The organism is Kribbella sp. NBC_01484, assembly GCF_036227145.1.
Taxonomy (GTDB): Bacteria; Actinomycetota; Actinomycetes; order Propionibacteriales; family Kribbellaceae; genus Kribbella.
In genome coordinates this window covers 4,172,278-4,196,126 of sequence record NZ_CP109437.1, presented here as the reverse complement: position 1 = coordinate 4,196,126, position 23,849 = coordinate 4,172,278, and the positions used below count along the sequence as shown (strand labels likewise).

General features: G+C 68.7%; 20 protein-coding genes. 8 read left to right on the top strand and 12 right to left on the bottom strand.

The genetic code is table 11. The annotated features are described in order from the left end of the window. Positions 1-17: 17 nt before the first annotated feature. Positions 18-1,454: an Nramp family divalent metal transporter gene (locus OG555_RS20575; RefSeq protein WP_329484536.1), complete on the top strand. Its 1,437-nt coding sequence runs from the start codon at positions 18-20 to the stop codon at positions 1,452-1,454. Between the two features lie 42 nt (positions 1,455-1,496). Here OG555_RS20575 and OG555_RS20570 read toward each other — a convergent pair whose 3' ends face one another. The 4 genes from OG555_RS20570 to OG555_RS20555 form a co-directional block, all read right to left on the bottom strand. Continuing rightward, entirely contained in the window at positions 1,497-2,276 is a 780-nt protein-coding gene (locus OG555_RS20570; protein ID WP_329484535.1) for an aminoglycoside 6-adenylyltransferase, read from the bottom strand. A gap of 9 nt (positions 2,277-2,285) precedes the next feature. After that, positions 2,286-2,615 (bottom strand): hypothetical protein, encoded by a 330-nt coding sequence (locus tag OG555_RS20565; protein ID WP_329484534.1) that lies wholly within the window; start codon positions 2,613-2,615, stop codon positions 2,286-2,288. A 71-nt stretch (positions 2,616-2,686) separates the two neighbouring features. After that, complete coding sequence (locus tag OG555_RS20560; RefSeq protein WP_329484533.1) at positions 2,687-3,616, bottom strand: SMP-30/gluconolactonase/LRE family protein; 930 nt, start codon at positions 3,614-3,616, stop codon at positions 2,687-2,689. A 102-nt stretch (positions 3,617-3,718) separates the two neighbouring features. Then, positions 3,719-4,621, bottom strand: a complete 903-nt coding sequence (locus OG555_RS20555; protein WP_329484532.1) for an SMP-30/gluconolactonase/LRE family protein — start codon at positions 4,619-4,621, stop codon at positions 3,719-3,721. 61 nt (positions 4,622-4,682) lie between these two features. Between OG555_RS20555 and OG555_RS20550 the strand changes: the two genes are divergently transcribed. From OG555_RS20550 to OG555_RS20540, 3 genes are all read left to right on the top strand, one after another. Beyond that, the gene (locus OG555_RS20550) at positions 4,683-5,132 is read left to right on the top strand and encodes an Lrp/AsnC family transcriptional regulator (RefSeq protein ID WP_329484531.1); all 450 of its coding nucleotides are present in this window, start codon (positions 4,683-4,685) and stop codon (positions 5,130-5,132) included. Positions 5,133-5,197: 65 nt separating this feature from the next. Beyond that, positions 5,198-6,967 carry an acetyl/propionyl/methylcrotonyl-CoA carboxylase subunit alpha gene (locus OG555_RS20545; RefSeq protein WP_329484530.1) on the top strand — a complete coding sequence of 590 codons (1,770 nt, stop codon included), beginning with the start codon at positions 5,198-5,200 and terminating at the stop codon, positions 6,965-6,967. A 118-nt stretch (positions 6,968-7,085) separates the two neighbouring features. Continuing rightward, positions 7,086-7,952 carry a peptidylprolyl isomerase gene (locus tag OG555_RS20540; RefSeq protein WP_329484529.1) on the top strand — a complete coding sequence of 289 codons (867 nt, stop codon included), beginning with the start codon at positions 7,086-7,088 and terminating at the stop codon, positions 7,950-7,952. 64 nt (positions 7,953-8,016) lie between these two features. Here OG555_RS20540 and OG555_RS20535 read toward each other — a convergent pair whose 3' ends face one another. Beyond that, on the bottom strand, positions 8,017-9,168 hold the full coding sequence (locus OG555_RS20535) for a glycoside hydrolase family 76 protein (protein WP_329484528.1): 1,152 nt from the start codon (positions 9,166-9,168) through the stop codon (positions 8,017-8,019). A 78-nt stretch (positions 9,169-9,246) separates the two neighbouring features. Beyond that, on the bottom strand, positions 9,247-10,470 hold the full coding sequence (locus tag OG555_RS20530; protein WP_329484527.1) for a SpoIID/LytB domain-containing protein: 1,224 nt from the start codon (positions 10,468-10,470) through the stop codon (positions 9,247-9,249). A 534-nt stretch (positions 10,471-11,004) separates the two neighbouring features. Here OG555_RS20530 and OG555_RS20525 point away from each other — a divergent pair. Then, positions 11,005-11,865, top strand: coding sequence for a hypothetical protein (locus tag OG555_RS20525; RefSeq protein ID WP_329484526.1), 861 nt, complete (start codon positions 11,005-11,007; stop codon positions 11,863-11,865). Positions 11,866-11,940: 75 nt separating this feature from the next. On the opposite strand, the gene OG555_RS20520 is transcribed toward OG555_RS20525, so the two are convergent. Then, positions 11,941-15,831, bottom strand: a complete 3,891-nt coding sequence (locus tag OG555_RS20520; protein WP_329484524.1) for a S8 family serine peptidase — start codon at positions 15,829-15,831, stop codon at positions 11,941-11,943. 369 nt (positions 15,832-16,200) lie between these two features. On the opposite strand from OG555_RS20520, the gene OG555_RS20515 reads away from it, so the two are divergent. From OG555_RS20515 to hypB, 3 genes are all read left to right on the top strand, one after another. Next, the gene (locus OG555_RS20515; RefSeq protein ID WP_329484523.1) at positions 16,201-17,100 is read left to right on the top strand and encodes a hypothetical protein; all 900 of its coding nucleotides are present in this window, start codon (positions 16,201-16,203) and stop codon (positions 17,098-17,100) included. A 152-nt stretch (positions 17,101-17,252) separates the two neighbouring features. Then, positions 17,253-17,582 (top strand): hydrogenase maturation nickel metallochaperone HypA/HybF, encoded by a 330-nt coding sequence (locus tag OG555_RS20510; protein WP_328523785.1) that lies wholly within the window; start codon positions 17,253-17,255, stop codon positions 17,580-17,582. A gap of 1 nt (position 17,583) precedes the next feature. Further along, positions 17,584-18,369 carry a hydrogenase nickel incorporation protein HypB gene (gene hypB, locus OG555_RS20505; RefSeq protein WP_329484522.1) on the top strand — a complete coding sequence of 262 codons (786 nt, stop codon included), beginning with the start codon at positions 17,584-17,586 and terminating at the stop codon, positions 18,367-18,369. Here the strand turns inward: hypB and hypE are convergent. From hypE to OG555_RS20480, 5 genes are all read right to left on the bottom strand, one after another. After that, positions 18,366-19,457: a hydrogenase expression/formation protein HypE gene (gene hypE / locus OG555_RS20500; RefSeq protein WP_329484521.1), complete on the bottom strand. Its 1,092-nt coding sequence runs from the start codon at positions 19,455-19,457 to the stop codon at positions 18,366-18,368. The two genes, hypB and hypE, sit on opposite strands and share 4 nt — an antisense overlap. Continuing rightward, a complete protein-coding gene (gene hypD, locus OG555_RS20495) occupies positions 19,450-20,568 on the bottom strand; it encodes a hydrogenase formation protein HypD (RefSeq protein ID WP_329484520.1) in 1,119 nt (372 codons plus the stop codon). The genes hypE and hypD overlap by 8 nt, the downstream gene beginning before the upstream one ends. Continuing rightward, positions 20,565-20,900 (bottom strand): HypC/HybG/HupF family hydrogenase formation chaperone, encoded by a 336-nt coding sequence (locus tag OG555_RS20490; RefSeq protein ID WP_329484519.1) that lies wholly within the window; start codon positions 20,898-20,900, stop codon positions 20,565-20,567. The genes hypD and OG555_RS20490 overlap by 4 nt, the downstream gene beginning before the upstream one ends. Next, complete coding sequence (gene hypF / locus OG555_RS20485; protein WP_329484517.1) at positions 20,891-23,188, bottom strand: carbamoyltransferase HypF; 2,298 nt, start codon at positions 23,186-23,188, stop codon at positions 20,891-20,893. Before hypF ends, OG555_RS20490 begins: the two co-directional genes overlap by 10 nt. A gap of 79 nt (positions 23,189-23,267) precedes the next feature. Further along, positions 23,268-23,732, bottom strand: a complete 465-nt coding sequence (locus OG555_RS20480) for a helix-turn-helix domain-containing protein (protein ID WP_329484516.1) — start codon at positions 23,730-23,732, stop codon at positions 23,268-23,270. Between the last annotated feature and the right edge of the window lie 117 nt (positions 23,733-23,849).

Below are 23,849 nucleotides of genomic sequence, written 5' to 3'. Positions count from 1 at the left end.
GAGGAAGTGAGGAGCCGATGGCAGACATCACGACCACTGACCACGGAAAGTTCGCACTGCCCACCAAGAACCTGCCCGCACCGCAGGTCCGCGACCTCCCCGAACCGCCCACCAAGACCTGGAAGATCGTCGGCCCCGGTATGGTCGGCGCCGGGGTCGGGCTGGCCTCGGGTGAGTTCATCCTCTGGCCGTACATCTCCAGTCAGGTCGGACTGGTGTTCCTCTGGGGCGCCGTCGTCGGTGTGGTGATCCAGTGGTTCCTGAACATGGAGATCGAGCGGTACACGCTGGCCACTGGTGAGACAGCGTTGACCGGCTTCAACCGGTACGGCAAGCACTGGGGCCTGTTCTTCGCGATCATGACCTACTTCGCGAACATGTGGCCCGGCTGGGCGACCAGCTCGGCGGCGATGCTGACCTATCTGTTCGGCGCCGGCGACCCGCGCTGGATCGCGATCGGCATCCTGCTGGTGATCGGCGTGATCCTGACCTTCGCGCCGGTCGTCTACGTGATGCTCGAGCGGCTGATCGCGGTGAAGATCGCCGCCGTCGCGCTGCTCGTCGTCCTGGCGCTCGTCTTCGCCATCCGCGGCAAGACGTACAGCGCGCTCGGCGACGCGGTCACCCACCCGCAGTTCCCGGTCGACCAGCTCGGGTTCGCGCTGGTGATGGGTGCGATCGCGTACGCCGGAGCCGGTGGCGGCCAGAATCTCGTCCAGAGCAACTGGATCCGGGACAAGGGCTTCGGGATGGGGCAGCACGTGCCTCGGCTGACGTCTCCGGTCACCGGTGAGACCGAGGCCGACCCGACCGCGAACGGCTACACCTTCACCCCCGACGAGGCCAACATGGCCCGCTGGCGGCGCTGGTGGAAGTTCGCCAACATCGAGCAGGCCGCGACGTTCGTGGCGATCACCGTGCTGACGATCGTGTTCACCTCGATGCTCGCGCACGCGACGCTGTTCGGTAACCCCGACGTCAAGAACAACATCAGCTTCCTGAAGATCGAGGGCACGACCCTGCAGTCCCTGGTCGGCGGCTGGTTCGGCTACCTGTTCTGGGCGATCGGCGCGTTCGCGCTGTTCGCGGCCGCGGCCGGGATCGTCGACTACACGTCCCGGCTGGCCTCGGACATGATCAAGTCCCGCTACCTGCGCGAATCGAAGGTCACCGAGTCCAAGTTGTACTTCTGGCTGGTCTGGGGACTGGTTGCCTTCGGCATCCTCGTGCTGCTGGCCGGGCTGGACCAGCCGCTGGTGCTGCTGGTGATCTCCGCGTGCACCGCCGGCACGATGATGTTCGTGTACTCCGGCCTGCTCTGGTGGATGAACTCCCGGGCCCTGCCGAAGGCGATCCGGATCACGACCTGGCGCACCGCCGTGCTGTGGTTCTCGTTCCTGGCCTTCGGCTTCCTGGCCGTCTTCACTGTGATCGACCAGCTCAAGAAGCTGTAACCGGTGGGGCCCGGGGTATCGCCGTACCCCGGGCCTGCCGGCTCATCCAGCCAAGAAGTCCGTGATCGCCTGCTCGGCCGCGGTACGCCGTTCCACCGTGACGCCACTGCTGTCCCGGACCTTCCGGTACAGCTCCGCGGACGCGTTCAACGCCCGCAGGCAATCGCCCCGATCCGCGATCGCCACGGTCGCCCGGAACTCCGGGACCAACTCCGGCGCCAGCGTCTCCAACCGCCGTACGCGGGTAGGCTTCGACGTCCGGCCCAGGGTCGCGAGCGGCGCGATCGCGGCCGAGCGGATCGCGTCCAGCGCCTCCACCGCCTCGAAGAGTTCACCGCGGGCGATCTTCACCGCCGTGTAGTGCACCCACACCCAGAACCGGTCCTCGATCCACTGCGGATCGACCTGCGGCCACCTCGGCTGCGACGTGCTGTAGGCGCGATCGACCGTGCCGTCCCGCTGCCACAGCACGACACCGTCCTCGACCCGGTCCCGCAGGTCGTCCGCCGTGACGAACTTCAGATCGACGTGCACAAGCGGCGGCCCGAAGAGCGCGATCAGCAACCGCGGCTCACCGACATGCTCCCCGGTGAAGCTCGCCAGCAACGTCCCAAGCCGCCCGGCGAACTCCGGTGCTTCCGCCAGGCACTCCTGCTGTCCGTCCGCCGTGCACACCAGCACGAGATCCAGATCCGAATACTCGTCACTGGTTCCGGTCGCGATCGACCCACCGGCGATCACCGCCGACATCCGGCTGTCACCAGCGGCCGCAGCCACCACCGCATCGGCGATCTCACGCAGATGCTCCGGAATTCGATGCATGGCTCCTCCTCAGCGGCTGATCAGCAGGATCAGGCGGACGACGAACGACAGCGCTAGTACAGCGACACACGCGATCCGCCACGGGGTCGTACTCCGCCGCAACGGCAGGAACAGCGACAGCACCACCGGCAGCGCCGCGATGCCTTCCCACGTGTTCGAAATGTCGAGCGCGTGGTCGATTCGCCGGCCGCACTCAGGGTCGTCGAACAGACAGTCGTCGCTCACACCGCCGTAATGCTTGAGCTCCACGACACCGAGCACCACGTTGGCGATGACAACAGCGAACGCCGTCACCCGCCACACCCGGTCCTTCGTGCGTACGTCGTCCTCCGTCAGCACAGCCGCCCTCCTCATCGGTGGTCAGCAGGCCATCATCGCGTGCAGACCACCGAGTCGACGACCGAGTTTCCTCAGCGGCGAGGGCCGTAGGCCTCGGGCGCTCCGTTCGCGGTGGTGAACAGGGAGTAGACCGAGGTGGTCGCGGTGAGGAAGAGGCGGTTGCGTTTGGCGCCGCCCCAGGTGAGGTTGGAGACGGTCTCGGGGACGAGGAGCTTGCCGAGCAGCGTGCCGTCGGGGTGGTAGATGTGTACGCCGTCGGCAGCGGAAGCCCAGATGCGGCCCTCGGTGTCGAGCCGGATGCCGTCGAAGATCCCGTTGCCGCATTCGGCGAACAGTTCGCCGCCGGACAACTTGTCGCCGTCGACGGTGAAGACGCGGAGCGTCCCCTCCTCCGAGTCGGCGATGTAGAGCAACGATTCGTCGAGCGAGAACGCCAGTCCGTTCGGCCGGTTGAAGTCGTCGGCGACCCGGGTCAGCACCCCGTCCGGCGAGATCCGGTAAACGTGGCAACCACCCGTCTCGATCGCGCCCTTGTACCCCTCGTAGTCACTGTCGATCCCGTACGCCGGATCCGTGAACCAGACCGAGCCGTCGCGCTTGACGACCACGTCGTTCGGGCTGTTCAGCCGCTTGCCGTCGTACTCCGAAGCCAGCACGGTGACCGCGCCGTGGTGCTCGGTCCGGCTCACGCGGCGGTTGCCGTGCTCGCAGCTGACCAGGCGGCCCTCGGTGTCGCGGGTGTGCCCGTTCGTGTTCCCGGCCGGCTGCCGGAAGACCGAGACCTGGTACGACGTCTCGTCCCAGCGCAGGATGCGGTCGTTCGGGATGTCGCTCCAGAGCAGATAGCGGCCGGCCGGCGAGTACACGGGACCTTCCACCCACCGGCCGCCGGTCCACAGGCGTTCGAGCAGGCTGTCCCCGCGGATCCCGGCGAACCGGTCGTCCAGCGCCTCCCAGACGGCTGGTGCGGTCCCCGCCAACGGTTCGAGAATGCCCGTCATCACCACTCCTCGCGAACTCGGCTGCAAGTCATCGACGAGCCTATGCGCTTCCGGCGCGAGCCGCCCCCGCCCGCCCGCCGTTTGGACCTCCCACTGTGCTGATCAGTTGCCTGTTGCGTTGAGCAACCACGACCAGACCGAAGTGGTGGCGGTGATGAACAGGCGGTTGTTCTTCGGGCCGCCGAAGGTCAGGTTGGACACGACATCCGGCAGCAGGAGCTTGCCGATCAGCGTGCCGTCCGGGGCGAAGCAGTGCACGCCTTCGTGTGTCGCCGCCCAGACCCGGCCGGCGCTGTCCAGCCTGATGCCGTCGAACATGCCCGCCTCGCACGGCGCGAACACCTCGCCCCCGGTCAGCTTCTCGCCGTCCACGCCGAACCGGCGGATGTGCTTGCCCGGGGTGTCGACGACGTACAACTGGTTCTCGTCAAGGGAGAACGCGAGGCCGTTCGGGCGAATGAAGTCGTCCGCGACCACGGTCAGCGCGCCGTCCGGGGCGATCCGGTAGACGTGGCAACCGTCGATCTCCTGCTCGGCCGCGTGGCCCTCGTAGTTCGAGGTGATGCCGTACGGCGGGTCCGTGAACCAGATCGAGCCGTCGCTGCGCACGACCACATCGTTCGGGCTATTGAGGCGGTTGCCGTCCAGGTGTGAAGCGAGCACCGTGCGGCTCCCGTCGTACTCGGTCCGGATGACGCTGCGGTCGCCTTGGGAGCAGCTGATCAGGCGGCCGGTGCGGTCGATCGTGTTGCCGTTGATGTAGCCGGACGGATCACGGAACACGCTCACCTGACCGGAGACCTCGTCCCAGCGGAGCAGCCGGTCGTTCGGGATGTCGCTGAAGATCAGGCAGCGCCAGGCCGGTGTGTACACCGGTCCTTCCAGCCAGCGACCGCCGTCGTACAGGCACTCGACGTACTCGTCGCCGGCCACGGTGAACCGGTCGTCGAGCTTCACCAGCTCGGCCCGAATACGCGGTGGGGTAGGTGTGAGGATGATGGGCATGTTCAGAACTGTATCCTGTTACACTCGCGCTGAACAGGATGAGATTCGGAGAGAGCTATAGATGACCATAGATGATCTGGATCGCAAGCTCCTCGCCGCCTTGCAGGACGACGCGGGGCAGTCGTACGCCGCGTTGGGCCAGGCGGTCGGCCTTTCGGCGGGCTCGGCGCACGAACGGGTGCGCAAACTGAAGGCGGCCGGTGTGATCCGGCGGACCACGGTCGAGGTGGATCCGGCCGCTCTCGGTCAGGGCGTGCTGGCCTTTGTCCTACTCGACGCGAGCGCCTGGATGGGCGACGAGCCGACGCTGCACGCTCTTCGTACGATTCCGGCGGTCCAGGAGGCGCACATCATCGCCGGGCCGGCGTCCGTCCTGGTGAAGGTGCGGACGGCGACCACCGAGGACCTGCAGGCGACCCTGCGCGCGTTGCACCAGATCGACGGCGTGACCAGCACGCAGACGATCGTCGTCCTCGAGTCGTACTTCGAGCGCCCGCCCGCCGTGATGTGAGGAACGCCCTGTCTCCTTCGAAGGCTGGTTGACCCTAGACTCGGGCCAGCCGAAGGGAGTCAGCTGTGTCCGACAGCAAGCAGATCACCAAGGTGCTGGTCGCCAACCGGGGCGAGATCGCCGTCCGGGTCGTCCGGGCCGCCGCCGACGCGGGCCTGGCCAGTGTCGCCGTGTACGCCGACCAGGACCGGGACGCGCTGTTCGTCCGGCTCGCCGACGAGGCGTACTCCCTCGACGGGTCCACACCGGCCGACTCCTACCTGAACATCGCCAAGATCCTCGACGTCGCGGCCCGCTCGGGTGCGGACGCCGTACATCCCGGCTACGGTTTCCTGGCCGAGAACGCCGACTTCGCCCAGGCCGTCCTCGACGCCGGGCTGATCTGGATCGGCCCGCCGCCGTCGGCGATCGACTCGCTCGGCGACAAGGTGAAGGCGCGGCACATCGCCGACAAGGTCGGCGCGCCGCAGGTCCCCGGTACGCCGGACCCGGTCGCCGACGCCTCGGAGGTGATCGCGTTCGCCGAGGAATACGGCCTGCCGATCGCGATCAAGGCGGCGTACGGCGGTGGCGGCCGCGGGATGAAGGTCGCCCGCACGCTGGAGGAGGTGCCGGAGCTGTTCGAGTCCGCGACGCGTGAGGCCGTCAGCGCGTTCGGACGCGGCGAGTGCTTCGTCGAGCGGTACCTGGACAAGCCGCGCCACGTCGAGACCCAGTGCCTGGCCGATGCCCACGGCAACGTTGTGGTGGTGTCGACACGGGACTGCTCGCTGCAGCGCCGGTACCAGAAGCTGGTCGAGGAGGCTCCTGCTCCGTTCTTGTCGTCCGAGCAGATGGAGACTTTGTACTCGGCGTCGAAGGCGATCCTGCGGGAGGCCGGATATGTCGGGGCGGGGACATGTGAGTTCCTGGTCGGGCAGGACGGGCTGATCTCGTTCCTCGAGGTGAACACCCGGCTGCAGGTCGAGCACCCGGTCTCCGAGGAGGTCACCGGGCTGGACCTGGTCCGGGAGATGTTCCGGATCGCCAACGGCGAGGAGCTCGGGTACGACGATCCCGTCGTGTCGGGGCACTCGATCGAGTTCCGGATCAACGCGGAGGACGGCGGGCGAGGATTCCTGCCCGCTCCGGGCACGCTGACCCGCTGGCACGCACCCTCCGGTCCCGGCATACGGCTCGACGGCGGCTACGACCAGGGCGAGACCGTCCCCGGCGCCTTCGACTCCTTGGTGGCCAAGCTGATCGTCACCGGTCGCGATCGGACCCAGGCGCTGGAACGGTCCCGCCGGGCCCTGCGTGAGTTCGTCGTCGAGGGCATGCCGACGGTCATCCCGTTCCACGCGGCCGTCGTGTCGGACCCCGCCTTCGTGGGCACCGACGGCTTCAAGGTCCACACGCGCTGGATCGAAACCGAGTACGACAACCAGCTCACGCCGTACGAGGGTCCGACCGCCGAGGTCGAGGAGACCGGCGAACGCGAGCGGGTCACCGTCGAGGTCGGCGGCAAACGCCTCGAGGTCGTCCTCCCCGCCGGCCTCGGCGCAGGTGCCGCACCCGCCGCCGGCAAGAAGAAGCCGGCCCGCCGAGCCGGCAGCTCCGGCAAGGGTGCCGCCGCCTCTGGTGACTCGCTCACCTCGCCGATGCAAGGCACCATCGTCAAGATCGCCGTCGAAGAAGGCGCCACCGTCGCCGAAGGCGACCTCGTCGTCGTACTCGAAGCCATGAAAATGGAACAACCCCTCAACGCCCACAAGTCCGGCACCATCACCGGCCTGACCGCCGAAGTAGGCGCGACGGTCTCCGCCGGCGCCACCCTCTGCGAAATCAAGGACTGACCGCCGGCGGTGCGGCGGGCCTGGAAGCCGTCGAGGACGGTTTGCAGCCGGATTGACAGACAGTTCTCAGGTTGACGCTGTAGGTTCCCTGCAGGCATCTCGGTGAGGAGGGTACTGCATGTCCAAGAAGACCCATCAGCATCAGCTGGCGCAGCGGAAGGCCAAACGGCAGGCCGAGCGGGAAGCTGAGCGGCGACGGCAGCGGCGAAACCTGGGGATCACCATCACGGCGATCGCCGCGGTGGTAGTGGTCGTGGTCGGGGTCTTCGTGGTGATCGGGACCGGCGGCAGCAGCGATACTCCCGCGGCCGCGCCGACCGAGCTGCCCTCGTCGGCCGGGCCGGACAACAAGGCGACGAACATCCCGACCGCGCTCGCGGCGCCGCTGAAGCGGCCGACGCCGTTGCCGGCGCAGGTGAGCTGCGCGTACAAGAAGAGCGCCGAGCCGGCCAGCAAGCCGGTGAACCCGCCGGCCGACGGCAAGACCAAGGCGTCGGGCACGTCGAAGGTCAGCCTGAACACGTCGATCGGCGACCTGCAGCTCACGCTGGACAGCGCGCTGGCGCCGTGCACGGTGAAGAACTTCCTCAGCCTGGTCGGGCAGAAGTTCTTCGACAACACCAAGTGCCACCGGCTCACGGTCGGCGAAGGCCTCCAGGTCCTGCAGTGTGGCGACCCGACCGGCACCGGTGGTGGCGGTCCGGGCTACAGCTTCGCGGACGAGGTCTTCCCGACGCTGAAGTACGGCCGCGGTGTGCTCGCGATGGCGAACTCCGGGGCGAACACGAATGGCAGTCAGTTCTTCATCGTGTACGGCGATGCGTCCGGACTCGGCCCGCAGTACACGGCCTTCGGCACCGTCGACGAGGCCGGCCTCAAGCTGATCGACAAGGTCGCGAAGACGGGCGTCACCCCGCAGCAGGGTCCCACCGACGGAACCCCCATCACTCCGGTGGAGATCAAAACGGCAACAGCCGCAGCCTGACCTTCGTTACGTCCGAAGAAGCGAGCGCTATAGGCCTCACTTCTTCGGACGTAACTGCTTGGGGTCAGGCGAGGAGGCCGTACTTGGAGCGGGGCCAGGCGAGGAGGGCGTGGACTTGGGTGATGCCGGCTTGCTGGAGGAGTTCGACCGAGCCGTCCTTGAAGTGGTACAGGTTGGTGGCCGGGTCGCGGGTGGTGTTCCAGTTGTCGTCGGCGTACGCCTGCATGGCCTGCCGGTAACGCGGGTCCGGCGCCACCGAGTCGAGGATCAACAGGTTCTTGAACCAGATCGAGTTGAAGGCCGCACCCTGCTTGGCCAGCATCTCCGGCGTGCTGTAGAACGCCAGCGACGCCTTCGCGACGGACTTGGCGTCCTCCAGGTACTGCCGGTTGCCGGTCGCCTTGAAGAGCAGGACGCCCGCACCGAGCATCACGCCCTGGTTGTAGCTCCACTGGGTCTTCTCGACATTGCCGGCCAGGTCGATGTGGTCCCAGTACAAGCCGTTCGGCGCCAGCATGCAGTCCTGCGCCCACTTGTACATCGTCTGAGCCCACGTCAGGTACGACCGGTCCCGCGTCAGCAGGTACAGATGCGCACCGAGCTCAGCACCCGGCCCGTTCGACACCGTGTTGCGGTCCTGGCTCCACGGCGCCTGGGTCCAGTAGACGCCACCTGCACAGGGGTGTGACGGATCCGTGTCCCACCCGTGGACGACGAGCGTGAAGATGTCCTTGGCCCGAGCCAGCGCAGCGCGGTCACCAGTCCGCTTGTATCGCTGGATCAGGTTCAGTCCGATCCACTCGTTGTCGTCGTAGAACTTGTCCCCGCCCTGACCCAGCGGCGGGCGGACATACGAGTCGTAGCCCGTCGGCGTCGTACCGGCGTTCCAGTACGGCTCGTACGCCGCGATCCGCCGGTCGGCCTCGTCGGACGCCTTCCGGCCGGCACCCGGCACACCCGCCAGGTCCTCCGCTGCGATCGCCGCCTGCGAGTACGGCCAGACGTACGAGTACGGGTTGGTCTGGGTGTTCGGGTACTCCTCGAGCAACAGTCCGTTGCCCGCGTCGAAGTACTTGTTGATCGCGTCGTACGACGCCTGTGCACGAGCCGCCGGATTCGTCCCGGCGTCGGCCGCGGCCATGTTCAGCGAGCCGAGGACGGCGACCGCGAGCACCCCGGCCCCGATTCGAGTTGATATACCAATTTGTCGGCGCATCGACTGTGATCCTCCTGGGCGGTGGTGATTGACATCGATGTCACGTTCTAACCGGCCCAGGGATGCGCCGTCAATGGCTCAGCGATCAGCACCGACGACGAGATCAGTTGGCATATCAAGAGGACTGACCGGGAACGCGATCCAGCCCGACCGCAGATGCAGCCGGATCCGCACCTGATCGGCGGTCAGCACCCGCCGCCCCTTCGACCCGACCGCCTCCACGGTGAGGGCCCGGCCGCCCGACGGGCCGACGCCGGTCCGCTTCAGCACCCGCAGGCTCCGGATCGACCCCACATCGAAGACCGCCCGCACCTCCGCCGCCGTCCGGGTCACCGTCCAGGTCACGTTGGGATTCCCGTTGTTCGGATACGCGTCCCAGCTGTCCGCCTTCATCACCTGGTACGGCACCTCACCGGCCGCCGTCGCCCCGCCGTTCGAGGAGGAGAACTCCGCGATGATCGGCTTCCCCTTGTACAGCCTGATCTGCCCCGCGGTCGCCGCGACGGCCGTGTTCGTCGACGCCTTCTCCGAGTCGTACCCGCCGTACACCTGGCACGACGTGGTGTCACACAGGTCGTACGCCTTTCGCGCGGCCCGGCTCCGGTGGAACACCGAATAGGTGCGTGCGGCAACGGCCTGCGCCTGCAGGGCGGCCGGACGCCAACTGGACAAGGCTTCTCGCGGTACGACGCCACGCAGGTAGTAGTCGAGCGACACGACATTCACCGTGTCGAGGTGTGCACCGGAGACGTCGATGGCCCGGAGCGCGCCGCGATACCGGCGTACCGCTCCACTCGGCAGGATCAACCCGGTCACGGCGGCACCGTCGAACTGCGCCATGCCGCTGAACGTCTTCCACAGCGTCCATTTCCGGGTCTTCGCGTCGAACGAGCTGACCTTGGTGCCGTGGTCGCCGGACGGATCGATCGACCACTGGTTCCGGGTCGACGCCTTGGGCAACGTGTAGACCGTGCCGGCGGTCAGATCGCGGACGCGAAGGTGGTTGACCGTGCCGACCCGGACGCCGTCGGTGGTGTCCGCGCTGATCCGGACCCGGATGCTGCCGGTCGCCTTTCCGGTCGTCGTGCCGGGGTAGTAGAAGTCGAGGATCTGCCGGACCGACTTCCCGGCGATGGCCGCGCCCTGGGCGCCGTACTGCGACATCCCGCGGCCGTGCCCGAATCCACGGCCACTGATGGTCGTGCCGGCGGCAGCGGCTTTCGGATCGACCGGGCTCGCCTGCGCGCTCGCGCTGGTCAGGGCGGAGGACAGGACGACGGCGGCGATCGCACGCTTCTTCATGACGCTCTCCCGTACTGGACGTAGACCTCGCCCTGGGGTTGGTTGTAGATGAGCCAGCCGCGCTGGAACTTCTGCTTCAGGCCGCCCTTGACCGCGTACAGGTCGGTGACCGGCAGCCCGAGGCGCGCGCTGCCGCTTCCGGCTCACCATGGATGGCATCGGGTACGGCGCTCTGCTCGCCTCGGGCTGGATCACGCCGGACGCCTGAGGCTCGTCGGCGTCGCTGGCGAGTACGCCGGGCTGGATGAGGATCACCTTGGCGTCGCTGACCGTCGTACCGCTCCTGGTCACGGCACTCGCCTGTGGTGGCGGGGCGGGGAGAACCAGGGCGAGGCCTGTCGCCGCGAGGGTGAGGAGTCGGGAGGTCTTGCCCATGGAACAGCCTTCCGGCGGGGATACGACGGTTCGCTGGGCGGCGCTCATCGATTATGCGCGCAGGGTGACCGCTTTCCCGGCATTGCGTCACCCTGCGTGGCGAGACAGCCTTTGCGGAGTTGGATAGGCTCTCCGTAAAGCCATTGAGAGAGGCCCGACATGGACTTCATCCTGATCATCGCCATCGTGGTGATCGCGGTGCTGGCGTATCGCTCGTACCGTCGGACCCAGCTGCAGTCCCGCAAGCAGCACGAGATCACCGCCGGCGAACTCGAGTCGGTGAAGCGCACCGCCGATGAGGACATCACCCGGTTCGGCGAGGAGCTGCAGGACCTCGACCTGGAAATGGTCGGCAAGGACCTCGGCGACGGAGCGCGGCAGGACTACCAGCGCGCGCTGGACTCCTACGAGTCCGCGAAGCAGGCGGTCGGTCAGGTCACCCAGGCCGACCAGATCAAACACGTGATCGAGATCCTCGAGGACGGCCGGTACGCCGCGACCTGTGTGCGCGCCCGTGTGGCCGGTGAGCCGCTCCCGCAGCGTCGCCCGTCCTGCTTCTTCAACCCGCAGCACGGCCCGTCCGTGGCCGACGTGATGTGGGCGCCGCCGGGTGGCGCGCCGCGCGAGGTGCCGGCCTGTGCGGCGGACGCCGAGCGGGTCCGTGCCGGCGCCGAGCCGGACGTCCGCAAGGTCATGGTCGGCCCGCAGCGGGTGCCGTACTGGGAGGCCGGCCCGGCCTACTCGCCGTACGCGCAGGGCATGTTCGGCGGCATCGGTGGTATCGCGACCGGTCTGTTCCTCGGTACGGCGCTCGGCGGCATGTTCAACGGAGGCGGCTACGGCGACTACGCGGCCGGCTACGACGCCGGCATGGCCGACGGCGGCGATGGCGGTGGTGACGGTGGCGACGGCGGTGGCGACTTCAACATGGGCGACAGCGGCGGCGGCGACTCCGGCGGCTGGGACTTCGGCGGCGGGGGCGACTTCGGCGGCGGAGATTTCGGCGGCGGCGACTTCTGACCTGAAACCCCCGAGCCCCGGTGACCCGACGGTCACCGGGGCTCAGTCTTTCATCGGCCACGGCCGACGAGCCGGTCAGCAGTGCAAGGCTTGCAAGGTGACGGGAAGGACGGTGCTCGAGCCCGGGCGCAGGACCACATCGACCGACGCCGGCCGGAAGTCCGGCGCAGCCACCACGACCCGTGCCTTGACTCCCGCACCACGCACCCAGACGGCGTAGCCGCCGTCCATCCCGCTGGTTAACGTCCAGGAATCCGTCCGCCGGTCGATCGCGACAGTTGCCCCAGGCAACGGCGTCGCCTCGCCGGTGCAGGACCGGCCGGTCACGGTGCCGGAGAGCCGGGCCCAGTTCGCCGGCGCCCGCGCGGTCAGCGTGACGTCGACCGAGGGACCGGCGTACGGCGTGTCGTCGCGGACCGACAGCGCGGACCGGTAGATCCCTGGCTGGGAGAGCGTCGCGGAGTCGGCCGTCAGCGTGATGGTCGCGCTTGCCTTCGGGGCCAGCGTGCCGCTGCCGACCGACTCCGTCAGCCACGCCGCATCGGTGCCGTCCTCGGCACACTGGTCGTAGCCGGGCAGGACCTCGGAATAGGGGACCTGGCGAGCGTCGTGGAGTCCGCCGACGCGGTACAGGCCGCAGGCCGCGGCGCCGCGATAGAGGGCGTTGGTGGTGTTCGGCAGCGCCGTCCAGTGGTCGGTTCGGGGCGAGTACGCGAAGGCCTCGTTGGTCAGCACAGTCGAGTCCACAGCGACGCCACCGGTGACGGCCAGCACTCCGTTGGCAACCGTGTAGCTGCTCGCCCACAGATCGAGCGGCAGGTCCGCGACCCGTGTCCAGGTATTCGTTCCCGGGTCGTAGACGTAGCTGTGGGCGGTGCTCTGCGGTCCGGTGCCGGAACTGTCCATGCCCAGACCGCCGGCGCAGTACACCTTGCCGTCGATGCCGCCGCACGACGGCCAGGAGATCGACTCGGGGTACGGCGCGACTGTGTCGAACTTGTTGTGCGCCACGTCGTACGCCAGCACGTCGGTCGTGGAGCTCTGGCACTCGCCGGCACACCCACCGACCGAGTACACCTTGCCGTCGAGGACCGCCGAGCCGACCGCACCCCACGGCTTGGGGTTGGCGGCACCGGTGCTCCAGCGGTCGGCCGCCGGGTCGTAGATCAGCGTCGCAGCGGCCGCGAGATCCTGCGGCCCCCATCCACCGACCACATACAACTTGCCGTCGACGAAGCCGGAGGCGGCCTTGCGTCGCGACTCCGGCATGTCCGCGAACCGCTGCCACTGCAGTGTCGACGGGTCGTACACGTACGACGCCGCGGCGACCTGACCGGCGGCGAGTCCGCCGACCGAGTACACCAGACCGTCCTGGCTGGCGACGGCGTTGTCGCTCACCGCCACGGGATAGTTGGCCGTGGGCATCCACAACCCGGCCACTGACTGCTTCGGGGCCACCTGAGCACCGCCACGGGTTGCGGCACCACCGAGGGTGTGGCCGGGCTCGGGGTGGATCGGTTCACGGCGGACCGGCGTACCGGCTGTCGTCCGGCCGAATCCCGCGGTACGGCCCGCTCCTTGCAGCTCGAAACCACGCTGGACATCGGCCAGCGAGTACGACGCCGGCGCCGTGCCCTCGTTGGTGATGGTGAGCTCGCGCTGGGCCGACTTGCCGAGTTCGACCGTCACGTCGACCGCGGACTGGCGCACGGTGAGCAGGCCCGCCGGCAGCGAGAAGTTCAGCGGCTTCGCCCAGTCGGTCTGGACCGTGACCGGCTTCGTCTGCTGCTGGTAACCGTGCATCGTGGCGGCGACCCGCTCGGCGCCTACCGGTGCGAACAACCAGTAGAACCCGTCCGGCAGGGCGGGATCGTCCGGTGTCGTGACGGTCGTCGCGGTCTGCCCGGCGCGGGTGAGGGTCGCCCCGTTGACCGGCTGCTTGGTGTTCGCGTCCGTAACGAGGCCTTCCACCAGCCCACCGCGCTCCTTGTTGCACTGGGCGTCGTACCCAAGTGCCTTGCAGGTCTGGGTATCGATCGGTACGGCGACGTCCTGCACCAGGTCGTCAGTCAGCTTCACGTCCACGGTGGTCGAGGTGTAACCGCCGTACACGGGCTCGACCTTCAGCTTGTGGGTCGTCCCAACGGGCAGGTCGATCGTGTAGCGGCCGGTGGCCGGCTTGGTGAACCACACCCCGGGCACACCCTCGATCCTCAGCCTGGCGTAGAGCGGCCAGCCGTGACCCGAGCCGTCCCGGACCAGCCCGCTCAGGGTCGCCCGCGGAGTGACGGCGAGCTGGAGATCCTTCGTGATCGTGGTCTGCTTCTCGACCTGGACCGTGAAGACCTCGGTGTCGTAGCCGAAACCCTGCGCCGTCACGTCATGGTCGCCCGCGTCGAGATACAGCTGGTACCGGCCCGCGGCGTCGGTCGTCACGACGTTGCTGTCGGGAGCGCTGAGGCTGATGCCGGCAATCGGCTTCCCGCCGCTGTCGGTGACGGTGCCGGTGAGGAGGCCGGCATCCGGGCGTGGTGAGCCGGAGACCGCTGCGGCAACGTCCAGCATCCCTTCGCCGTACACGTTGTTGTCAGCCGCGGTACCGCCGCAACTGAGGTCGTCGTGGTCGTGCGCGGTCCGGTCGAGGACGGCCCGGGTCGCGGTCACGTCGCCGATCAGGGCCGGTGCGGCCGACCAGAGCAGCGCGACGGCACCGCTGAGGTGCGGTGCGGCCATCGACGTACCGCTGTAGTAGGCGTACCGATCGCCGGGAACGCTGGACAGGATCATCTGACCCGGCGCGACGATGTCGGGCTTGATCCCCTCGACCGCCGGGTTGCCGCGCGAGGAGTAGCTCGCCACCGCACCCTTGTTGTCCACCGCGCCGACTGCGTAGGCCTCCGGGTAGTCACCGGGTGAGCCGACCGTGGAACAGGCCGGACCGTTGTTGCCCGCGGAGTACGTCGTGAAGATCCCGGCGGCGACCCATTGCCGGACCCACTCCTCGAACCACGGGTCGCGGGCCGGACTGGACCAGGAGTTGTTGATGATGTTCGGCCGCTTCGACGGGTCGGGGTCGGAGCCGTCCAGCTTGGTCGGCGCCAGCATCCACTGCGCGCTCAGGGCCAGGGTGAGATCGTCGCACCCGTCCGTCGCGCAGCCCTTCGCCGAGATCCAGCGGGCGCCAGGAGCGACTCCGACCTGATGACCGGCGTGGTCGTCGCCGACCATGGTGCCGATGGTGTGTGTCCCGTGCCCGACGTTGTCGCACGGCGCGTCGGTGCCGCACGCATGCCCCGGGTCGTACCAGTTGTAGTCGTGGTCGAAGGTGCCATCGCCGTTGGCGCCGCGGTACGACGAGACCAGCGCAGGGTGGTCGTACTGCGCACCGGAATCGATGCTCCCGACCACGACGCCCTGGCCGGTCGCGTGGTAGCGGCTCCACACCTGGTCGGCATGGATGGCCGAGACACCCCACTCGACACCGGCGGTGACCGCGGCCTTCGGCTCGACCTGCGGCTCCGGGAGCGCGTACGTCGTCGGCGTCCGCAGGGACACCACCTTCGGATCGGCGGCGAGCTTCGCCGCGAGCTCCCTACTGCCGTTGCGGACGTAGATCGAGTTGTCGATGTAGAGCGGGATGTAGTCGGTCTTCGCGGCCCGCAGCAGCTTGGTCGCGCCGGCCTGATCGTCATCGGCCTTGGCGCGCAACGCGGAGACGACAGCCTTGCCGCGCTCGGTCCAGTCGGCGACCCGCGCGGCGGAGGTCAGCTCGGGCTGCCGCTCGAACCGGACCCAGAAGTCCGACCGGCCGTCCGCGAGCCTGACCGCGAGCTTAGGCTCGAGCTTGTCCGGCTGCACGGCGCGGGCGGCCGGGACGTTGACCGCTGACACGGCCAGCAGGACCGGCGACATCACCCCGATCAGGATGCTGCGAAGGCGTCGCCGGAGCGGCGGGGAGAAGGGCACGGGTCCTCCAGTGAACTGGGCGTAGCGTGATCCTCGCCAGCCGCCGGCCCCGGCGACAAGGCACTGCACTGGCCTGAATCCGCCATGTCGCCTCCCTGCCATGTTGCTCCCGGCAACCAATTGAGCAACCACTGAGCCGGCCCAGTACCGGCTGCGTGGGCCGGTACCGTTGCCAGGCTCCCCGGCAGCGCGGTGCATCGTGGCCGTGGTTGCGGCTTTGCGGAAATAAATCGTCACTGGGCGCACATTTGTTTCCGGAGATCGCCCAGCCCTGACCACCCGAGCCGGTTCGCGTGGCTTGGCGCAACTTTCTGGCCCGTGGCGGTATCGAGGTGATCAGAGACCCTCCCGAAAGGACCCTGCCCGACTATGAGCCTGAAGCGAACTTCCGCGGTGGCGACGTCCGCCCTGCTGCTGGGCGGCCTGGCCGCCGTCCAAGCCGGTACGGCGGAAGCGACGACGTCCGCGGCCTGCACGATGACCGTCGGATCCATCACGAGTGGCGGCGACATCGGCTCCTCGGCCATCACGGCCTCGTCGCCGGTCGCCGCCAAGCAGAGCACCGGGGTACACATATTCTCCCCCGGTATCGCGAAGATCAGCACCACCTGGACCCGGCGGCCGAAGTCGTCGTCCGGTGACCTGACCTCGGGTGAGGTCCTGCTCAACACGACGCTGTACAGCGCGTGGTACGGGACGGACACCACGGGCAAGCCGATCACCGGGCTGAGCAACGCCGGCAAGAACTACGGCGGCTACATCGTGGACGAGCGAACCTCGTACCTGCCGTCGGGCCCGGAGATGGCGACCTACCGGCTCCGGAGCGACGGAGTCCTGTACCGCTTCGACCACCACTGGACGAACTTCCCCTACGACACCGTCTACCACTACAACGGCTTCGCGGCCGTGAAGACGATGGCGCTGATCAGCGAGACCAAGACGTACGACACGTTCCTCGCGAACACCCGCGCCGGCGCGCTCTACACGATCCACATCCCGAAGAACGCCGCGCTCAAGCCGGTCGTCACGAAGATCCGCACGTCCACCTGGCAGACCTTCGAGTCCCTGGTCACAGAGCGGTGCGGCAACCAGAGCACGCTGCTGACCGCGATCGACAAGGACACCGGTTCCGCCTACCTGTACGCCGTCGGCCACGCCACCGGTGCGTCCACCGTGATCAAGGGCCTCGGCAAGGTCCCCGGCACCTACAAGGACTCCGTCTACTACCGCCACACCACCGAAGGGGTCGCACCGCTGAACGGCGAGTGAGCCGCCGGCCCTGATCGGCGCCGGCCCTGATCAGCATCGGCCCTGATCCGCGCCGGCCCTGACCCGCGCCGGCCTGATCCGTGCCGTTTGCCGGGCCTCCGCGCCGTACCGGGCCTTGCCGGGCCCGGGCGGCGCGGCCTACCGTCGAGAGCGTGCACGAGCTCGCCATCACGGAGAGCATTGTCGATGCGATCGTCGAGAAGATCGGCGACGGACCGGTCGCCGCCGTCCGGCTGGAGATCGGCCGGCTGTCCGGGGTGGTGACGGACTCGATCCGGTTCTGCTTCGGGATCGTGGCCGACGGCACCGGGCTGGCGGGGGCCCGGCTGGACATCGACGAGCCGCCGGGCCGGGCGTACTGTCGGGACTGCCGGCGGGAGTTCGCGCTCGACGATCCGATCATGCTGTGCGACTGCGGCAGTGCCGATCTCGAGATCCTGGCCGGCCGCGAGCTGCGGATCGTCTCGGTGGAGGTGCAGTGACATGTGCAGCACCTGCGGCTGTTCCGACGAGGCCGCCACCCGGGTATCCCTGGTCGACGGTCCTGAGCCGGTCCACACGCACGACCATCCACACGACCACGACCACCAGCACCCGCACCAGCACCAGCACCAGCACGAGCACGGGACCAGGACAGTGCTGCTCGAGCAGGACATCCTGGCGAAGAACGATCTGCTCGCCGCGGCCAACCGGCACCGCCTGACCGAGCACGCGATCACCGCGATCAACCTGATGAGCTCACCGGGCTCCGGCAAGACGACCCTGCTGGAGCGCACCGTCGGCGACCTCGCCGGTCGCCGCGAGACCCTGGTCATCGAGGGCGACCAGGAGACCTGGCTGGACGCCGAGCGGATCCGCGCGACCGGCAGCAGGGTGGTGCAGATCAACACCGGCGCCGGCTGTCACCTGGACGCGGAGATGCTCGACCGCGGTCTGCTCGAGCTCGCCCCGCCCGACGGTTCGCTGGTCTTCGTCGAGAACGTCGGCAACCTGGTCTGCCCGGCCCTGTTCGACCTCGGCGAGTCGGCCCGGGTGGTGATCATCTCGGTCACCGAGGGCGCGGACAAACCGGCGAAGTACCCGTACATGTTCCGCACCGCCGACCTCGTCCTGCTGAACAAGATCGACCTGCTCCCGTACGTCGACTTCGACATCGACCTGTGTCTGGACCTGATCCGCCGGCTGCAGCCGGACGTCGAGCTGCTCCCGATCTCCGCGACCCGCGGCGACGGCCTCGACGCCTGGCACAGCTGGCTGGCAGCCCGCTAACAGATCCTCGGCAGCTGCTCCCCGATCGGTGTGTCGACCACCCGAGTCGCACCGAAGGCCGTCTTCGTCACGACCATCCCCGGATGCGCCTCCACACACTCGCCGATCACCGCCGCGTCCGCACCCAGCGGATCCGCCCGCATCGCCTCGAGTACGGCGTCCGCGTCGTCCCGGGCCACGATCGCGAGCAACTTGCCCTCGTTCGCGACGTACAGCGGATCCAGCCCGAGGAACGCGCAGGCGTTGGCGACCGTCTCCGGCACCGGCAGCGCGCTCTCGATCAGCTCGATGCCGACCCCGGCCGACTTGGCGATCTCGTTCAGCGAGGTCGCCACGCCACCCCGGGTCGGATCGCGCAGGACATGCAGATCGGTGCAGACAGCAAGCATCGCCGCCACCAACCCGTTCAGCGGGGCGCAGTCGCTGACCACCTCGGTGCCGAACGAGATCCCCTCGCGCACGCTCATGATCGCGATCCCGTGCACCCCGATCTGGCCACTGACGATGACCACATCCCCTGGGGCCGCTCGCTGCGGCCGGATGTCCACGCCGGCCGGGACCAGCCCGACACCGGCGGTGTTGATGTAGACGCCATCGCCATGACCCGCGTCGACCACCTTGGTGTCGCCGGTCGCGACGGTCACGCCGGCCCGGCGCGCGGCAGCCCCGAGGTCTGTCGCGATCCGGCCGACCACCGTCAACTCGACGCCCTCCTCGAGGATGAAGCCGCAGGACAGGTACGCCGCCTGCGCGCCACTCATCGCGAGATCGTTGACCGTGCCGTTGACGGCGAGGTCTCCGATGCTGCCGCCCGGGAAGAACAACGGCTGCACGACGAACGAGTCGGTCGAGAACGCCAACCGGGCCTCGCCGAGCGTGAACACGGCAGAGTCCGTCAGGCCCCCGAGCACCGGATTCGCGAACGCGGGCAGGAAGAGATGCTCGACCAACTCGCCCGACATCTGTCCGCCGCCCCCGTGGCCCATCACGACCGCAGGGTGATCGCGTAACGGCAGCGGACAGGTCCATCCGTCGAAGTCCGGCGGATGGGGCATCGCGGGATCCGGCAACATCACCTGTTCAGCCACCGGTCATCACCACCTCTGCAGGCGTCTCCAGCCGGCGGTAGAGGTAGTACGCCGCACACGCGCCCTCACTCGACACCATCGTCGCGCCGAGCGGGTTGCGTGGTGTGCACAGCGTCCCGAACGCCGAGCACTCGTGCGGCTTGATCAGCCCTTGCAAGACTTCACCACTGCGGCACACCGTCGACTCCTGGGTGGTGATGTCGCGTACCTGGAAGCGGTACTCGGCGTCGTACTCGCGGTACCGCTCGGACAACCGCCAGCCGCTCTGCGGGATCATCCCGATCCCCCGCCAGGCCCGGTCGGTGGTCTCGAACACGTCGGCCAGCATCGCCTTCGCGGCCGGGTTGCCCTCGTCGCGGACCGCCCGCCGGTACGCGTTCTCGACCACGTGCTCGCCCTTCTCGAGCTGGCTGACCGTGCGCAGGATCCCGGCCAGGATGTCCAGCGGCTCGAACCCGGTGACCACGATCGGTACGCCGTACCTGTCCGCGAGCTCGGGGTATTCCGCCGTACCCATCACGCTGCAGACGTGGCCGGCGGCAAGGAAGCCCTGGACCCGGCAGCTGGGTGACTGCATGATCGCCTCGATCGCCGGCGGCACCCGGACGTGCGAGACGAGCAGGCTGAAGTTCGGGATGCCGAGTTTCTTGGCCTGGTAGACGGTCATCGCGTTCGGCGGCGCGGTGGTCTCGAAGCCGATGCCGAAGAAGACCACCTGCTTGTCCGGGTGCTGCTGGGCCAGCCGGAGCGCGTCGAGCGGCGAGTAGACCACCCGGACGTCACCGCCCTGGCTCTTGATCCGGAACAGGTCGCGCCCGCTGCCGGGCACCCGCAGCATGTCGCCGAACGAGCAGAAGATCACGCCCGGCTGGGACGCGATCTCGAGCGCCTTGTCGATGATCTCCAGCGGGGTGACGCAGACCGGGCAGCCTGGGCCGTGGATCATCTCGACGCCGTCCGGCAGCAACTGGTCGATGCCGTGCCGGACGATCGTGTGCGTCTGGCCGCCGCAGACCTCCATCATCGCCCACGGTTTCGTCGCCGTGGCGTGGATCTGGTCGACCAGCTTCCTGGCCAGGACCGGATCGCTGAACTCGTCGAGGTACTTCATCCCGTCACGTCCCCCATCTCGTCGGCGCGCTCCCACTCGGTCCCGGGCGGCCGGCGCTCACCGGCCTGCCGCGCCGCCAGTCCCCACTGGTCGCCGAACTCCTCCTCCAGCGCGCCGAGCTGGCGGTACAGCTCGAGCGACTGCATCGCGGATTCCTCGTCCAGGCGCTGCAACGCGAAGCCGACGTGGACGATGGTGTACTCACCCACCTCCAGATCGGGCAGATACTCCAGGCAGACGTCCTTCAGCACACCGCCGAAGTCCACCCGGCCCATCCGGGTACCGTCCTCCTCCCGGATCTCCACGACCTTCCCCGGTACGGCTAGACACATGATGTCCCCTCCCTGCGGGCGCGGGCCGCGACCGCCAGCTGTCCCAGCGCGAGTCCGGCGTCCGTCGGGGGTACCCGGCGGTGGCGCAGGACGGTGAAACCGGCCGCGGTCAGTGCCGCGGTAGTTGCCGATAGCAACACTCGGTTGACGAACACACCGCCGGACAGGGCGACGGTGGACAGTCCTCGGGCGGCGCGGGCCCGCTCGGCCAGCGTCACCATCAACTCGGCGAGGGCCTGGTGGAAGCGGGCGCCCACGACGCCCGGCGCCACCCCGGCCAGCACATCCCGGACGACGCCGGCCAGCACCGGCGCCGGATCGATCTCCTCCGCCGCGATCGCGAACTCGTACGCACCGAGCCCCCGATCGGCCGAGGTCAGTCCCTCCAGCTCGATCGCGGCCTGCGCCTCGTACCCGGCCCGGTGACACACCCCGGCCAGCGACGAGACCGCATCGAACAACCTGCCCATGCTGGACGTCGGCGCACACGCGATGTCCTTGGTCAGCTGGGCGTCGAGCAGCTCCAGCTCCGCGCCGCCACAGGCGCGCACCGACGGCAGACGCGGATCCCAGGGCAGCCTGGCGGCGCGCAAATGCGACAACGCCATCCGGCACGGATTGCGAACCCCCGCGTCGCCGCCCGGTAGCGGCACGTACTTGAGGTGTGCGTCCCGGACGAATCCGTCATAGTCGGCCAGCAGTACTTCGCCACCCCAGACCGCACCGTCGTCCCCGAACCCGGTCCCGTCGAAGGCGAACCCGATGACCTTGCCGAAGTGGCGATGCTCAGCCATCACCGACGCGAGGTGCGCGTGATGGTGCTGGACCCCGATCACCTCTCGACCGGCCGCGTTCAGCTGTGCCCACTGCCGGGACCGGTACGACGGATGCTTGTCCGTCACGAGCACCTCGGGCCGGACCCCGGTCAGTTGCTCGAGGTGCTGCTCAGCCCGTTCGAAGGCCTCCAGCGTGGCCAGGTCGTCCATGTCCCCGACGTGCGCCGAGAGCCAGGCGTACTGCCCGTCGCCGAGGCAGAACGTGTTCTTCAGATCCCCGCCGACCGCCAGCGCGGGCCGGACCGGGACCGGCAGGTCGATCGGGAACGGCGCATACCCGCGCGACCGCCGGATCGGCAGCTCTGTCCCGTCCACGCTCCGTACGACGGAGTCGTCGCACGGCACGTGGATCGGGCGGTCGTGACCGAGCCAGGCGTCCGCCAGGCCGGCCAGTCGGGTCTCGGCCTCGTCGTCGTTCGTGACGATCGGCTCACCGGTCAGGTTGCCGCTCGTCATCACCAGCACACACGGGCCGGGCTGGTCGAACAGCAGCTGGTGCAACGGCGTGTACGGCAGCATCACGCCTAGATCGGGGTTGCCGGGGGCAACGGCTTCGGCGACGGCCGCACCGGGCCGGCGCCGCAGCAGCACGATCGGATGCCGGATGCCGGTGAGCAGTTCCTCCTCCGCGGCGTCGACCAACGCGATCCGCCGGGCCGCGTCGAGATCGGCGGCCATGACGGCGAACGGCTTGTCACCACGGTCCTTACGCTTCCGCAGGGTGGTCACCACCGCCTGGTCGCCGGCGTCGCAGACCAGGTGGTATCCGCCGAGCCCCTTGACCGCCAGGATCGCGCCGTCGATCAGGAGCGCGTGCGCGGCTGCCAGCGCGTCCTCGTCGTACGCTGTCTCGAGGCCGGGCTGGACCAGCTGCAACTGGGGACCACAGGCGGGGCAGGCGATCGGCTGGGCGTGGAACCTGCGGTCGGCCGGATCGGCGTACTCGCGGGCACAGTCCGGGCAGAGCGGGAAGCCGGCCATCGTGGTGGCCGGCCGGTCGTAGGGCAGACCGGTGATGATCGTGAACCGCGGACCGCAGTTCGTGCAGCTGATGAACGGATGCCGGTAGCGCCGGTCGGACGGGTCGGCGAACTCGGCCAGGCAGTCCGCGCAGGTCGCGACATCCGGAGAGACCAGCGTCCGGCCCGTTCCGGCGATGGAGTCGCGGATGACAAACTCGGTCCCGCCGACCGGCGGCCACGCTTCCAGGGCCACGGTCGCCACCACGGCCAGGGGCGGCGCGTCGGTGCCCACGCGTTGCCCGAACGCGGTGACCGCGGCGGCCGGTCCCTCGACCTCCGCGATCACTCCGGCGGCGGTGTTGCCGACCTGGCCGGACAGCCCGAGCTCACGGGCCAGCGAATAGACGAACGGACGGAAGCCGACGCCCTGCACGACGCCGGTGACCAGCACGCGGCTGCGAACACGCTCTGAATCGTTCGTGAGGCTCACCCCGGCGGGCGAAGAAATGACGAATTCCACGATCAGCGGACAATTCGCACACTAAACCCGGACCCGGACGCACGCCAGATCACGGCCCGAAGATCTCGTGCACCCTGCGGAGGTCCCGCAGTCGCGGTTCGGTGTCGCCGCGCAGCCACCGGCTGATGGTCCGCACCGACACCCCGATCCGCTGCGCGGCCGCCTGTTGCGACAGTCCCTGACCGCGCAGGACCCCGTTCAGCCAGTCCGCGAAGGGCTCCGACGCGGGCTGCACCCGGCGGACGCCGGCGCCGTGCAGCACCTCGACCTCCACGCCGTCGGGGAAGATCCGCACGGTCACGTCGAAGACGCCGTCCTTCGGCCCGGCGGCGGCCAGCAGCGCGGTGGTGATCGCGTCGTACAGGGCCCGGTTCTCCTCGGGTTCGAGGGTGACCGGGTCGAGAGCCTCGCGGACGAACTGCTCGGCGTCCGGGATCGAGCCGGGCCGCGCCGGGAACGCGTGCGACACGACGACCACCGGCGAGACGAACACCTCGCGGGCGGCATCGTCCATTGACCAAGAATACCGGCGGAGCACCGCGAGAAAGCGCTCTCAGAATTGTCCGGGAATCCGGGAATCCGGGATTTCCGGACACCGCCATAAATACCTGACACAAGTGTCTGTCGGACC